General features: G+C 65.9%; 13 protein-coding genes. 5 read left to right on the forward strand and 8 right to left on the reverse strand.

Annotated elements, in window-relative coordinates:
- Positions 1-9 precede the first annotated feature (9 nt).
- Positions 10-189: a hypothetical protein gene (locus FXN65_RS28345; RefSeq protein WP_151137295.1), complete on the forward strand. Its 180-nt coding sequence runs from the start codon at positions 10-12 to the stop codon at positions 187-189.
- Here the strand turns inward: FXN65_RS28345 and FXN65_RS24530 are convergent.
- From FXN65_RS24530 to FXN65_RS24540, 3 genes are all read right to left on the reverse strand, one after another.
- The gene (locus FXN65_RS24530) at positions 186-1,376 is read right to left on the reverse strand and encodes a multidrug effflux MFS transporter (RefSeq protein WP_151137297.1); all 1,191 of its coding nucleotides are present in this window, start codon (positions 1,374-1,376) and stop codon (positions 186-188) included. The genes FXN65_RS28345 and FXN65_RS24530 overlap by 4 nt on opposite strands.
- Positions 1,377-1,496: 120 nt before the next feature.
- On the reverse strand, positions 1,497-4,646 hold the full coding sequence (locus tag FXN65_RS24535; protein ID WP_151137299.1) for an efflux RND transporter permease subunit: 3,150 nt from the start codon (positions 4,644-4,646) through the stop codon (positions 1,497-1,499).
- 12 nt (positions 4,647-4,658) lie between these two features.
- On the reverse strand, positions 4,659-5,834 hold the full coding sequence (locus tag FXN65_RS24540) for an efflux RND transporter periplasmic adaptor subunit (protein ID WP_151137301.1): 1,176 nt from the start codon (positions 5,832-5,834) through the stop codon (positions 4,659-4,661).
- A gap of 147 nt (positions 5,835-5,981) precedes the next feature.
- On the opposite strand from FXN65_RS24540, the gene FXN65_RS24545 reads away from it, so the two are divergent.
- Positions 5,982-6,602: a TetR family transcriptional regulator gene (locus FXN65_RS24545; protein ID WP_151137303.1), complete on the forward strand. Its 621-nt coding sequence runs from the start codon at positions 5,982-5,984 to the stop codon at positions 6,600-6,602.
- Between the two features lie 84 nt (positions 6,603-6,686).
- On the opposite strand, the gene FXN65_RS24550 is transcribed toward FXN65_RS24545, so the two are convergent.
- Complete coding sequence (locus FXN65_RS24550; protein WP_151137305.1) at positions 6,687-6,884, reverse strand: heavy-metal-associated domain-containing protein; 198 nt, start codon at positions 6,882-6,884, stop codon at positions 6,687-6,689.
- 150 nt (positions 6,885-7,034) lie between these two features.
- Between FXN65_RS24550 and FXN65_RS24555 the strand changes: the two genes are divergently transcribed.
- From FXN65_RS24555 to cueR, 3 genes are all read left to right on the forward strand, one after another.
- Positions 7,035-7,406, forward strand: coding sequence for a hypothetical protein (locus FXN65_RS24555; protein ID WP_151137307.1), 372 nt, complete (start codon positions 7,035-7,037; stop codon positions 7,404-7,406).
- A gap of 61 nt (positions 7,407-7,467) precedes the next feature.
- Positions 7,468-9,852, forward strand: coding sequence for a heavy metal translocating P-type ATPase (locus FXN65_RS24560; protein WP_151137309.1), 2,385 nt, complete (start codon positions 7,468-7,470; stop codon positions 9,850-9,852).
- A gap of 160 nt (positions 9,853-10,012) precedes the next feature.
- A complete protein-coding gene (gene cueR / locus FXN65_RS24565; protein WP_151137311.1) occupies positions 10,013-10,414 on the forward strand; it encodes a Cu(I)-responsive transcriptional regulator in 402 nt (133 codons plus the stop codon).
- On the opposite strand, the gene FXN65_RS24570 is transcribed toward cueR, so the two are convergent.
- The 4 genes from FXN65_RS24570 to FXN65_RS24585 all read right to left on the reverse strand — a co-directional run bounded on the left by FXN65_RS24570 (position 10,380) and on the right by FXN65_RS24585 (position 13,962).
- Complete coding sequence (locus tag FXN65_RS24570) at positions 10,380-11,282, reverse strand: EamA family transporter (protein WP_151137313.1); 903 nt, start codon at positions 11,280-11,282, stop codon at positions 10,380-10,382. The two genes, cueR and FXN65_RS24570, sit on opposite strands and share 35 nt — an antisense overlap.
- Positions 11,283-11,571: 289 nt before the next feature.
- On the reverse strand, positions 11,572-12,036 hold the full coding sequence (bfr, locus tag FXN65_RS24575) for a bacterioferritin (RefSeq protein WP_151137315.1): 465 nt from the start codon (positions 12,034-12,036) through the stop codon (positions 11,572-11,574).
- Between the two features lie 66 nt (positions 12,037-12,102).
- Positions 12,103-12,996 carry a PA4780 family RIO1-like protein kinase gene (locus FXN65_RS24580; RefSeq protein WP_151137317.1) on the reverse strand — a complete coding sequence of 298 codons (894 nt, stop codon included), beginning with the start codon at positions 12,994-12,996 and terminating at the stop codon, positions 12,103-12,105.
- Positions 12,997-13,068: 72 nt separating this feature from the next.
- Positions 13,069-13,962: a LysR family transcriptional regulator gene (locus tag FXN65_RS24585; protein WP_151137319.1), complete on the reverse strand. Its 894-nt coding sequence runs from the start codon at positions 13,960-13,962 to the stop codon at positions 13,069-13,071.
- Between the last annotated feature and the right edge of the window lie 28 nt (positions 13,963-13,990).

Consider the following 13,990-nt stretch of genomic DNA (forward strand, 5'->3'; position numbering starts at 1 on the left):
ATGACTGAGGTGAAAATTCTCGTTCGTCCGACCACCACCCCAAAGGGCTCCTGCTGGCAAGTCTGCCTTGACCAGCATGCGGTGAGTTTCCGTAGCGAAGCCGAAGCACGCCGTTTCGTCACGGTTCTCGAGGAGCGCCTGAAAGCGCCTCACGTACTGCCGGACTGGTCACGACGGATCGCGAGTTAGCCCAGGGGCGCCTGGCCATTGCGGTCGAGGCGCCAGGTCACTAGCGAGCAGGCAACTGCCGCGCAGCCGCACAGGCTGATGACCAGGGCCAGGGGCATGGCGCTGCCATCGTGCAGCACCCCCACCAGGGCGGCGGCTCCCGCCGCCACTCCAAATTGCAGACTGCCCATCAACGCAGAGGCGCTACCGGCGTTCTGGCCCTGACCAGCCATGGCGCACGCCGATGCGTTAGGCAGGATGCAACCCAGGCTCGCAATGCAGCCGAACAGAGGCAGCAGCAGCGGCCACAGCGATTCGGTCTGCAGGCTGGACACCACCAGCAGCGCCGCCGCACACGCCAGGTAGATCCAGGTCACCCGACGCATCCAGAACGACGGCCCGCGATGGCGCAACAGGAAGGCGTTCACCTGCGCGACGAGGATGAAGCCCGCCGCGTTGGAGCCGAACAGCCAGCCGTAGTGTTCCGGCGGCACGCCATAGAGCTGGATGAAGACGAAGGGCGAGCCGGCGATGTAGGCGAACATTCCGGCGATGGCGAAGCCGCCCGTCATGCCATAGGCGAGGAACTGCCAGTCGCCGAACAATCGACGGTACTGCCCGAGGGCACCACTCAAGGGCGCACGCGGCATGACGCTGGACAGGGTTTCCGGCAGCCAGGCGGCGATGCCCAGCAGCACCAGGGCGCTGAACAGCGTCAGCCCCCAGAAGATCGATTGCCAGCCGAACAGCTCCAGCAGTAGGCCGCCCCCCAGCGGCGCCAGGATCGGAGCCAGCCCCATCACCAGCATCAGTTGCGAGAACGCCTTGGCCGACGCGATGGGGTCACAGAGGTCGCGAACCACGGCCCGCGACACCACCATCCCGGCACAACCGCCCAGGGCCTGGACGAAGCGCGCGCCAATCAGCCATTCAAGGCTGGGCGCCAGGGCACAGCCCACCGACGCCAGGGTGAAGATGGTCACGCCCACCAGCAGCGGCGGACGGCGGCCGAAACTGTCCGCCAGCGGGCCATAGATCAGCTGACCGAAGGCCAGACCGATGAAGTAGGCAGCGAGGGTCAGTTGCACATGCTCCACATCGGTGACGAACGCCTTGGCCAGGGCGGGGAAGCTGGGCAGGTAGAAATCGATGGCCATGGGGCCGAAAGCGCTGAGTGCGCCAAGGAGCAGGAGTATGCGGAAGGTCATGGTGATATCGGGCGCCATCCATTGCGGATAAGCGCCAGATACTAACAGGGGATTTCACTGGCCTCTCGGAGCGAATTCATTCGCGAATGAATTCGCTCCCACAGACTCAACAGCCGGCGCTTAGCCCTCGTGAACCTCCTCGACCTTGGGAGTCTTGGGCGCCTTCTTGCCTTCCAGCCAGTCCGAAGCCTTCTCCACCAGCATGAAGAACATGGGAATGAGGAAGGTCGCCAGCATGGTGGCGGCGAGCATTCCGCCGATCACCCCGGTGCCGATGGAATGGCGGCTCGCGGAGCCCGCGCCCGAGCTGATGGCCAGCGGTACGCAACCGAGGATGAAGGCCAGGGAGGTCATCACGATCGGGCGGAAGCGCAGCTTGGCCGCCTCCAGCGCCGCCTGCACCGGCCCCATCCCCTGTTCGCGGCAGAGCACGGCGAACTCGACGATGAGGATGGCGTTCTTCGCGCCCAGGCCAATCAGGGTCACCAGGCCGACCTGGAAGTACACGTCGTTCTGGATGCCCCGCAGCCACACCGCGAGGATCGCGCCGAACACCGCGAAGGGCACCGCGGTGACCACCGCCAGCGGCAGGGTCCAGCGTTCGTACTGGGCGGCGAGGATGAGGAACACCATGATCAGGCCGAAGACGAACGCGGTGCTGCCGGAGCCGTGGGACGCGAGCTCCTGGTAGGCGGAGCCGATCCAGCCGAGGCTGTAATCCTCGCCCAGCACTTCGTTCGCCACCTCCTGCATCGCCTCCAGAGCCTGGCCCGAGCTGTAGCCCGGCGCCGGTCCGCCCAGCACCTTGGCCGCCGGGTAGACGTTGAAGCGCGCGTAGGAGTCCGGACCGAGGATGCGCTCCACCCGCACCAGCGAGGACAGCGGCACCAGGTCGTCAGATGCCGAGCGCACATAGACCTGGCTGAGGTCATCCGGCTTGCGGCGGAATTCCGGCTCCGACTGCAGGCTCACCTGCCAGGTCCGCCCGTAGAGGGTGAAGTCGTTGACGTAGTAGCTGCCGAAGGTGGATTGCATGGCGGTGAATACATCGTTGATCGCCACGCCCAGGGCACGCGCCTTGGTGCGGTCGAGGTCGATGTAATACTGCGGCACGTTGGCGTTGAAGGTGGTGTTCACCCCCGCCAGTTCAGGACGCTTGGAGGCCGCGGCGACGAACTTCTGCACCACGGTTTCCAGTTGCTGCACGGTGCCGCCGCTGCGGTCCTGGATATAGGACTCGAAGCCGCCGGTGGTGCTCATGCCGGTGATCGGCGGCGGGTTGAAGGACATCACGATGCCGTCCTTCTGCCCGGCGCCCATCTGCATGAAGGTGTGCGTCAGGTTGCGCGCATCGAGTTCCGGCGTGGTGCGCTCGCTCCAGTCCTTCAGCGGTACGAAGGACACCCCGGCGTTGCTGCGGGTGCCGAAGGTGAGGATGTCGAAGCCGGCGAAGGTGACTACGTCCTGCACCGCCGGATGCTTCATCAGCTCCTCGGTGACGGTATCGGTGAGATCTTCGGTACGGGTCAGCGACGCCGCCGGCGGCAGGAAGTAGGCGTTGAGCACATAGCCCTGGTCCTCGTCCGGCACCAGCGCGCCAGGCACCCGTCCGAACAGGATGACCAGCAGCGCGAGCATCCCGCCGAACAGCACCAGGCCGAGCAGCGAACGCTTGAGGAAGAACTGCACCCCGGCGCCATAGCCATTGGTCATGCGCTCGAAGAAGCTGTTGAACCAGCGGAACGGCGCCGCCGGTTCACCATGGGTGGGCTTGAGCATCAGGGCGCAGAGCGCCGGCGACAGGGTCAGCGCGACGATGCCGGAAATCACCACGGATACGGCAATGGTGATCGCGAACTGCTGGTACATCTGCCCCGCCAGGCCGCCGAGGAAGCCCACCGGGATGAACACTGCGCAGAGCACCAGCACGATGGCGATGATCGGCCCGGTCACCTCTTCCATGGCCTCGATGGCCGCTTCGCGCGGGCCGATCTTCTTGGCCGACATCACCCGTTCGACGTTCTCGATCACCACGATGGCGTCGTCCACCACTATGCCGATGGCCAGCACCATGCCGAACAGCGTCAGCAGGTTGATGGAGAAACCGAGCATGTACATCCCGGCGAAGGTGCCCACCAGGGAAACGGGGATCGCCAGCACCGGGATCAGGGTGGCGCGCCAGTTCTGCAGGAAGATGAAGACCACCAGCACCACCAGCAGCAGGGCTTCGAAGAAGGTCTTGATCACTTCTTCGATGGAGACCTGCACGAACTTGGTGGTGTCGTAGGGGATCTTGTAGGCGATGCCCTCGGGGAAGCGCTTGGCCAGCCGTTCCATGGTCGACTTCACCGCGTCCGCGGTGTCCAGCGCGTTGGCGCCCGGCTGCAGGTAGATACCGAAGGCGGCGTTCTGCTGGCCGTTGAGGGAGGTCATCAGGGAGTAGTCCTGGGCCCCCAGTTCCACCCGCGCCACATCTTTCAGCAGCAGGCTTGCGCCGGTGGCGTCGGAACGCAGGATGACGCTTTCGAACTCCTTGGGATCGGTGAAACGGCCCTGGGTGGTCACCGTGTAGGTGAAGTCCTGGGGCTGGTTCAGCGGTTGCTGCCCGAAGCTGCCGGCGGCGAACTGGGAGTTCTGCTCGCGGATGGCGTTGACCACGTCGGTCGGGGTGAGGTCGTACTGCGCCAGTTTGTCCGGGCGCAGCCAGATGCGCATGGAGTAGTCCTTGGAGCCGAACTGGCTGGCATCACCCACGCCGGGAATCCGCTTCAGCTCGTCGATCACGTTGATCAGCGCGTAGTTGCTGATGAAGATCGGATCGCGGGAGTTGTCCGGCGAATAGAGGGTGACCACCTGGAGGATGTCGGAGGATTTCTTCTCCACCTTCACCCCTTGCCGGCGCACCTCCTCAGGCAGTTTGGCGAGCGCGGCCTGGACCTTGTTGTTGACGTCGATGGTGGCCTGGTCAGGGTCGCGGCCCACCTCGAAGTACACGGTCAGGCTCATGGCACCGCTGCTGTCGGAGTTGGACAGCTGGTAGATCATGCCCTCCACGCCATTGATTTCCTGCTCGAGCGGCGCGGCCACGGTTTCCGCGATCACCTGTGAGCTGGCGCCCGGGTAGACGGCGCTGACCGATACCTGGGGCGGAAGGATTTCAGGGTACTGGGCGATCGGCAGCGCACGCATGGCGGCAAGGCCGGCGAGCACGATGACGATGGAGATCACCGCAGCGAAGACGGGTCTGTCGATAAAGAAGCGCGAGATCACGGCGTGCGCTCCTCAAGATTGCTTGGAAGCTTGTTCGGTGGCGGCCTTGCTGGCCTCCACCGCCTTCACCGGCGAGTCGGGGCGCACCTTGGGCAGGCCTTCGACTATCACGCGGTCGCCAGCGGAAACGCCGGACTCGATCACCCAGCGGCCATCACGGGTATCCCCGGTCTTCACCTGGCGCACCCGCGCCATGCCGTCCTTGTCGACCACGTAGACGAAGGTGCCGCGCGGCCCCTGGGCCAGGGCGCGTTCGGGCAGGGTGATGGCCTGCGGCCGGGTGAAGCCCTTCACCAGGACGCGCACGAACATGCCAGGCAGCAGTTTCTGCTCGGGGTTGGGTACCACCGCCCGGGCGCTGACGGTGCCGGTGCCGGTGTTGACGAAGCTGTCGGTGAAGTCCACGCGGCCGGAAAGCGGGTAGGTGGAGCCGTCGCCGAACTTGAGGTCGGCGCTCAGCAGGCCATCCGGCGGCAGCTCGATCTTGCCGTTCTTCACGCCGTCACGCAGGCGTTCGGCCTCGGTATCCGGGTAGGCGAAGTTGACGTAGATGGGATCGAGCTGGGTGAGTTGGGTCAGCAAGCTGCCGTTCGGGTCGCCCGCCACGATGAGGCTGCCCTCGGAACGGGTTTCCTTGCTGGTCATGCCGGAGATGGGCGCTTCCACCGTGGTGTAGTCGAGGTCGATCTGACGGGCCTTCACCTCGGCCTGGGCGGCTTCGACGTTGGCCTTGCTCTGCTCGAAGTTGGAAATCGCGTTGTCCAGTTCGCTCTCGCTGGCGTAGCCCTTCTTCTGCAGTTCACGGGTACGTTTCAGATCACGTTCGGTCTGGCGGTAGCGCGCCTGCTCCTGGGCCAGGGCGCCCTTGGCCCGCGCCAGGGCCGCTTCGTAGGTACGCGGATCGATGCGGAAGAGGATCTCGCCCTGCTTCACCCGGCTGCCTTCGGTGTAGGTGCGCTGCTGGAGGATGCCGCTCACCTGGGCCCGTACCTCCACCTCGCGATAGCCCGCAGTGCGCCCGGCATACTCCAGGACCAGCGGCAACGGCGCGGTCTTGGCGGTTTCCACGACCACTTCCGGGGCGGGCGGTGCACCACCTGGAGCATCGGCGGCACCAGCTGATCCAGCAAAACTGGCGCTTGCGACGATTAGTGCAAGGCTAAAGGGGAGGCTGCGAACAAACGGCATAAGGTGTCTCCATACGGTGCCGAACTGGCAAAAAGATCAGGAGCGGAACTCTACATCCATATGTGTATGTAAATGATTGTTTACCACGCAAAATCGGTAAACTCCGACCCCCAAACAAGAAGCCTAGACAGTATTGGCCCAACTGCTATGCGCAGAACGAAAGAAGAAGCAGAGAAAACCCGTGGCGCGATCCTGGTCGCAGCCGAACATCTGTTCCTGGAAAACGGCGTGGCGCACACGTCCCTCGAGCAGATCGCCCGCGCCGCCGGCGTGACCCGAGGTGCCGTCTACTGGCATTTCCAGAACAAGGCGCATCTGTTCCACGAAATGCTGTCCCAGGTGCGCCTGCCCCAGGAGCAGATGATCGACCGCCTGGGCGGCTGCAACGGGCAGGACCCGATGCTGTCGCTGCGCGACCTGTGCCTGGAAGCCATCGTCAATCTGGCTCGCGACGAGCAGCGCCAGCGGATCTTCAACATCCTGTTGCACCGCTGCGAATTCACCGAGGAATTGCGTGAGGCCGAAGAGCGCCACTACGCCTTCGTCGATCAGTTCATCCAGCTTTGCGAAGCCCTGTTCGCCCGCGCGCCCTGCCGCGATCGCCTGCGCCCGGGCATCACATCGTTACAGGCGTCCCGTGCTGTGCACGGCCTGGTGATCGGTCTGTTCAGTGACTGGACCCGCGACCCGAAGCTGTTCGACCCGCTGACGGATGCCGAACCCATGGTGGACGCGCTGTTCCGCGGGCTGGTGAAGGATTGGGACTGACCCGGACGGGTGCCCGAGGGTCGTTGGTGGGAGCGGATTCATTCGCGATTGAAATCGCTCCCACAGTCGATGATCGACCTGGTATCAGGCCGCCTCGGCCTGATAACCCTCTTCGCGGATCGCCTCCAGCACTTGTTCCTCCGCCAGCCGGCTGGCGACCCGGACTTCACCCGCCGCCAGGTCCACCTGCACGTCGGCGGCCTGGTCGCGGGCCTGCACGGCCTGGGTGATGGCGCGGACGCAATGCCCGCAGGACATGCCTTGAACCTTGAATACCTGCATGGTCGTTCTCCTGTCGAGTGGAAACTGGGGCCAGTCTCATCCTTCCCACCGTGGCAAGGTCAATAGGCCTATTTTCAGCCTGCATCCGCACCGACAGGTCCATGCCACGGAACTAGAATGGTGCTGTCGACTTCGCAGGAGATTTCCGCCATGTACGGCTTGCGCCCTGCCCTTCTGGCCCTGCTGGCCGCGCCCTTGCTGGCCCTGGCCCAGCCGCCCGTCGACTACGGCGTGCTGATCATCTCCCGCGAGCGCATCGAACTCGCCACCGCCTGCGACGTCGGCCTCTACCTGGAAGACCAGTTGGCCGCGCGACTGGTGCAGGGACAGATCGTGTCCTTCAACCTGCCGCCGGGCCCCGTGTCCATCCGCCTCAGCCTGCTCGGACCGGGGCGCTGCAAGCCGGGCATCGAGCAATTGCGCCACCAGACCATCACCCTGGGGGCCGGAGAGGTGCGCAAGTACCGCCTCGCGCAGAGTACGGAAGGCCTCTACCTGGTGCCGACCACTGCGGTGCAATGACCGCTTGACCTTGCCCTCGTGTCAAGGTTGATCCTAGTTCGCAGATTAGGAGGATCAGCCCATGACCCAGTCGATGTCCATCGATCTGCCCATCAGCGGAATGACCTGCGCCAGCTGTGCTGGACGGGTCGAACGCGCCCTGGCCAAGGTGCCGGGCGTGCAGACCGCCAGCGTCAACCTGGCCACTGAACAGGCCCGCGTCGAGGCCCCCGGCGACAGCCTTGCGGCCCTGGTGGCGGCCGTTGAGGCGGCCGGTTACCAGGTTCCCGCCCAGCGCCTGGAACTCGCCATCGGCGGCATGACCTGCGCCAGTTGCGCCGGCCGCGTAGAGCGCGCACTGCGCAAGGTGCCCGGCGTAGCGCAGGTGAGCGTGAACCTGGCCAGCGAACGCGCCCATCTGGAGCTGTTCGGCCAGCCCGACAGCGCCGCGCTGATCCAGGCAGTGGAAGGCGCCGGCTACAGCGCCAGCCTGGTGGATGAATCCCATCCCCCCGTCGACGACGCCGAGGCCCGCCTGAGCCGTGAGCGCTGGGCGGTACTGCTCGCCCTCGCCCTGGCCCTCCCGCTGGTGGTGCCCATGCTGCTGGAATGGTTCGGCGGCCACTGGATGCTGCCGGCCTGGGTACAGTTCGTCCTGGCGACGCCGGTGCAATTCATCCTCGGTGCGCGCTTCTATCGCGCCGCCTGGAAGGCCGTGAAGGCCGGCGCCGGCAACATGGACCTGCTGGTGGCCATCGGCACCAGCGCCGGTTACGGCCTGAGCCTCTACCAATGGTGGGCCACGCAGCCCGGCCAGATGCCGCACCTGTATTTCGAAGCTTCGGCGGTAGTGATCGCCCTGGTGCTGCTGGGCAAGTACCTGGAAAGCCGCGCCAAGCGCCAGACCAGCGCCGCCATCCGGGCCCTGGAGGCCTTGCGGCCGGAACGCGCCACCCGCCTGCGCGAGGGGCGCGAGGAAGAAGTCGCCATCGCCGCCCTGCAACTGGGTGACCTGCTGGTGGTGAAGCCCGGCGAGCGTTTCCCGGCCGACGGCGAAGTCAGCGAGGGCCAGAGCCACGCCGATGAAGCCCTGATCAGCGGTGAAAGCCTGCCGGTACCGAAGCAGCCCGGCGACCACGTCACCGCTGGCGCCATCAACGGCGAAGGCCGGCTGCTGGTGCGCACCACGGCCCTCGGCGGCGAAACCGTGCTGGCGCGGATCATCCGCCTGGTGGAAGACGCCCAGGCGGCCAAGGCGCCGATCCAGAAGCTGGTGGACAAGGTCAGCCAGGTGTTCGTCCCGGCGGTCCTGTTCATCGCCTTCGCCACCCTGGTGGGCTGGCTGCTGGCCGGCGCCGGCATCGAAACGGCGCTGATCAACGCCGTGGCCGTGCTGGTGATCGCCTGCCCCTGCGCCCTCGGCCTGGCTACCCCCACCGCAATCATGGCCGGCACCGGTGTCGCTGCGCGTCACGGCATCCTGATCAAGGACGCCGAAGCCCTGGAAGTCGCTCACGCGGTTCAAGCGGTGGCCTTCGACAAGACCGGCACCCTGACCTCCGGCAGCCCGCGCATCGCCCACCTGGTAGCGCTGTACGGCGACGAAGGCGAGCTGCTGCAACTGGCCGGGGCCCTGCAGCGCGGCAGCGAGCACCCGCTGGCCAGGGCGGTGCTGGATGCCTGCGCCGAACGCAATCTCGAAGCCCCCACGGTGGACGCCAGCCAGGCTCTGGCCGGACGCGGCATCCAGGGGCGGGTGAACGGCCGGCTGCTGGCCCTCGGCAACCGTCGCCTGCTGGACGAGCAGAATCTCCCGGCCGGCGATCTGGCCGATCATGCCAAGGCCTGGGAAGCCGAAGGGCGTACCCTGTCCTGGCTGCTGGAACTGGAGCCGGAACGGCGCGTGCTGGGCCTGTTCGCCTTCGGCGACACCCTGAAGGATGGTGCGGCTGACGCCGTGGCGGCCCTGCGTGACCGCGCCATCCACAGCCATCTGATCACCGGCGACAACCGTGGCAGCGCGCGGGTGGTGGCCCAAGCCCTGGGCATCGAGTCGGTGCATGCCGAAGTGCTGCCGGCGGACAAGGCCGCCACCGTGGCCGGGCTCAAGGCCAATGGCGCCGTGGTCGCCATGGTCGGCGACGGCATCAACGACGCCCCGGCCCTGGCTGCCGCCGACGTCGGCATCGCCATGGGCGGCGGCACGGACGTGGCCATGCACGCCGCCGGCATCACCCTGATGCGCGGCGATCCGCGCCTGGTGCCGGCGGCCCTGGATATCTCCCGGCGCACCTATGCGAAGATCCGCCAGAACCTGTTCTGGGCCTTCATCTACAACCTGATCGGCATTCCCCTGGCCGCTGCCGGCCTGCTCAGCCCCGTGGTGGCGGGCGCGGCCATGGCGCTGTCCAGCGTCAGCGTGGTGAGCAACGCCCTGCTGCTGAAAACCTGGAAGCCGGACGAATGATGCACGCTCCTGTAGGAGCCAGCTTGCTGGCGAAGGTTCGCGAGCAAGCTCGCTCCTACGGTCGTGTTTTGTAGGGTGGGCTTTCAGCCCACGAACGGACTCCCCCGGTGGGCTGAAGCCCACCCTACGAGCTGGAAACCGGAAGAATGAGGAGCGACGCATGAACATCGGCCAAGCCGCGAAGAAGAGCGGGCTGACCTCCAAGATGATCCGCTACTACGAAGGCATCGGTCTGCTGCCGGAAGCGGGACGCAGCGACAGTGGCTACCGCCAGTACAGCAGCCAGGATCTGCACACCCTGGCCTTCATCAAGCGCTCGCGGGATCTGGGATTTTCACTGGAGGAAGTGGGCCGGCTGCTGGAGCTCTGGCAGGACCGCCAGCGCGCCAGCGCCGACGTCAAAGCCCTGGCCCGCGACCATATCGAGGCGCTGAACCGCAAGATCGGCGAACTGGCCGGCCTGCGCGACACCCTGCAGGAACTGGTGGATCACTGCCAGGGCGATCACCGCCCGGACTGCCCGATCCTCAAGGACTTGGAGTCAGGCGGCTGCTGCCACTGAAGACACGATCGATCACCGACTTGGGCAGCACCGTGATCGCCAGGCCGGCGAACACCACCACACACGCGAGCCAACCGCTCGTGCTGAGCTCTTCGCCCAGCAGCAGCCAACCGGCCAGCAGGCCGGATACCGGCACCGCGAGGGCGAAGGGCGTCACCAGGCTGGCCGGGTAGCGATGCAACAGGAAACTCCACAAGCCGTAACCGACGGTGGTGGCGAGGAAGGCGACGTTGAGCAGCGCGCCAATCCCGCTCCAGCTGGGATGGGTCAGGGCCGTGACCATGGCCTCCGGCCCCTCCAGCAGGTAGGAAAGCGCCAGCAGCGGTAACGGCGGGATCAGGCTGACCCAGCAGATCAAGCGCAACATGTCCGTCGCTCCGGCGCGCTTGGTGGCGATATTGGAGAACGCCCAGGCCAGCGCTGCGGCGATCACCATCATGAACGCCACCAGGCTATTCCCCATCGGCCGTTCGAGCCCGATCAGCACCAGGCCGGACGCCGCCAGCACCAGCCCCACCAGGCTCCGGCGGCTGGGTCGCTCGCCGAGGAACAGGGCGGCCAGCAGGATGGTGAAGAACACCTGGCTCTGCAGCACCAGCGACGACAGGCCCGCCGGCATCCCCATGTGCATGCCCACGAACAGGATGCCGAACTTGATCACCCCGAGCAGCACGCCGATCTGCACGATGCGCCAGAACGGCGCCGGCATCGGCCCACGCAGGAACAGCAGCGGCAGTGCCGCCAGGGCGAAGCGCAGGGCGCAGAACAGCAGCGGCGGGAAGTCCTCAAGGCCGACCTTGATGAACACGAAGTTGACGCCCCAGATCAGGGTGACCAGCAGGGCCAGGAGAATGTGCGGGAGAGACATGGCGAGGGCTCCGGGAATTGAGGCACACGCTAGCAGCCGGACGCTGAAATGTATGGATACAGATTCCGGGGAAAACTGTGGTGGGCTGTATGGGGTCGTTCGGCACCATGCAGCCCCATCCACCCTGACCCCCGCTCCTCTCCCGCAGGCGGGCGAGGGGTGACTCGCGCCAGCGACTGCGTGCACTCCTGCCGCGACCCGTGGGGGCGAATTCATTCGCGAATGGCGTCGGAACGATGCCCCAAAGGAAAGGGCCGCAAGCGCGGCCCTTTCTTTCAACCTGAATCCGTCAGGCCTGCGACTGCAGGTAGTTCTCCAGGCCGATGCGGTCGATCAGGCCAAGCTGCTGTTCCAGCCAGTAGGCGTGATCTTCTTCGGTGTCCTTGAGCTGGGCGGCGAGGATGTCGCGGCTCATGTAGTCCTTGTGCTTCTCGCACAGGGTGATGCCCTTGCTCAGCGCGGCGCGTACTTCATATTCCAGCTTGAGGTCGGCGCGCAGCATGTCCGGTACGGTCTGGCCGGGATGGATGGCCCGCGGGCGCATGTCCGGGGTGGCTTCGAGGAAGAGGATGCGCTGCAGCAACGCATCGGCGTGCTGGGTTTCTTCTTCCATTTCGTGGTTGATGCGCTCGAAGAGCTTGTTGAAGCCCCAATCCTGGTACATCCGCGAATGCAGGAAGTACTGGTCACGGGCCGCCAGCTCGCCGCGCAACAGGTCCTTTAGGTACTCCACCACTTCGGCTTGACCTTGCATCTGTCCGTCTCCTGAAAAAACCAATGGGCAAGGATCGTGCGCCGCCCCGGACAGGTCAAGTGCGGCTCAGTCGCGCATCCACGGCGGCGTCGGTTCTTCGCGTCCTTCCGGTTCGTCCTGCCCGGCCAGCACGGCCTGGCGACGGGCTTCATCGGCCAGGGCCGCCTTGATCTCGCGCATCACCGCGTCCAGATCGGCGGCGTCCTCCGGTTCGGCGAACTGCCCGGTGAGCGGGGTCTCCGGGGTCAGTTTGCCTTCCTCGTAGAGCGCCCACATCTCCTTGGCGTACCGGGTGTACAGCAACTCGGGGGCGAACTGCCCGAAATAGGCGGCCATGTTGCCGACATCACGCTCCAGCATGCGGAACGCGTGGTTGTTGCCAGCGGCGTCCACCGCCTGGGGCAGGTCGATGATCACCGGGCCGTAGGGATCGAGCAGCACGTTGAACTCGGACAGGTCGCCATGCACCAGGCCCGCGCAGAGCATCTTCACGATCTCGCCAATCATGAAGGCATGGAATTCGCGGGCGTCCTCGGGGGTCAGGTCGACATCGTTCAGGCGCGGGGCGGCATCGCCCTCGCCATCGCTGACCAGTTCCATCAGCAGCACGCCGTCGAGGAAGTCGTAGGGCTTGGGCACCCGGACACCCGCATTGGCCAGGCGGAACAGCGCCGACACCTCGGCGTTCTGCCAGGACTCCTCGCGCTCGCGGCGGCCGTACTTCGAGCCCTTGGCCATGGCGCGGGCGTCGCGGCTGTTGCGGACCTTGCGGCCCTCCTGGTACTCGGCGGCCTGGCGGAATCCGCGCTTGTTGGCCTCCTTGTAGACCTTGGCGCAACGCAGCTCGCTGCCGCAACGCACGACATAAACGGAGGCTTCCTTGCCGCTCATCAGCGGGCGCAGGACTTCATCGATCAGGCCATCTTCCAGCAATGGCTCGAGGCGCTTCGGGGTCTTCATGCAGGTGCTGCGGGTGCCTTCAAGGGAGAGGAGAGAATGGGCCGACGTTATACGGCATGCGGGCAGCGGCGGCTATCCACGTCGTGAAAGGCCGCGACGAAGGGCCTCTATGGCATAGCGCACCTTGGCCGGCAGGGCGTCGCGGCGCGGGGTAACGATATACAGCCCCACCGGCGTCGGCTGCCACTCGGGCAACAGCGCCAGCAAGCGGCCGCTGGCCAGTTCCTCGCGTATTTCAGGTTCCGGCTGCAACGACAGGCCAAGCCCGGCCAGGGTGAAGCTGCGCACCGCGAGGATGTTGTTGCAACCCACCCGCGGCTCCAGGCGCAGCCGTTGCTGCTCGCCGCGGGGGCCGGTGAAGGTCAGTTGATGCTGCTGGCGCTCGCCGTTGAGGCTGATCCAGTCCAGATCCAGCAATTGTTCGGGACGCTGGATCGCGCCGCTGCGGGCCAGGTAGGCCGGTGCGCAGCAGAGCACCGCTGGCCAGTCGGCGAGGTGACGGGCCACCAGGCTGGAATCCTCCTGACGGCCGACACGAATGGCGAGGTCGATACGCTGTTCCACCAGGTCGATCTGCTCATCATGGAAGAACAGCTGCAGGCTCAATCCCGGATGGGCCTCCAGCAGCGGCGCCAGGGCCTCGGTCAGCATGCCGTTGGAAAAACCCACGGGCGCGGCGATGCGCAACTCGCCCACCGGCGCGTCGCGCAGCTCCGCCAGCCGCTGCTCGGCCTGCTGCGCCAGTTCCAGCACCTGCGCGCAGCTCTTGTAGAACACCGCACCGGCCTCGGTCAGGGTCAGCTTGCGGGTAGTGCGGTGCAGCAGGCTGACCTGGGTTTCCTCCTCCAGCTTGCGGATCTGCTGGCTGACCGCCGAAGCCGTCATGCCGAGCACTTCCGCCGCGGCCACCATGCTGCCGCGCTCCACCACCGTGGCGAATACCGCCATGCGCTTGAGCTGCTCCATTCGTAAGCTCCACTTAATTGTGAAAGCA

Origin of the sequence: Pseudomonas lalkuanensis (assembly GCF_008807375.1) — a bacterium.
GTDB classification, from domain to species: Bacteria; Pseudomonadota; Gammaproteobacteria; order Pseudomonadales; family Pseudomonadaceae; genus Metapseudomonas; species Metapseudomonas lalkuanensis.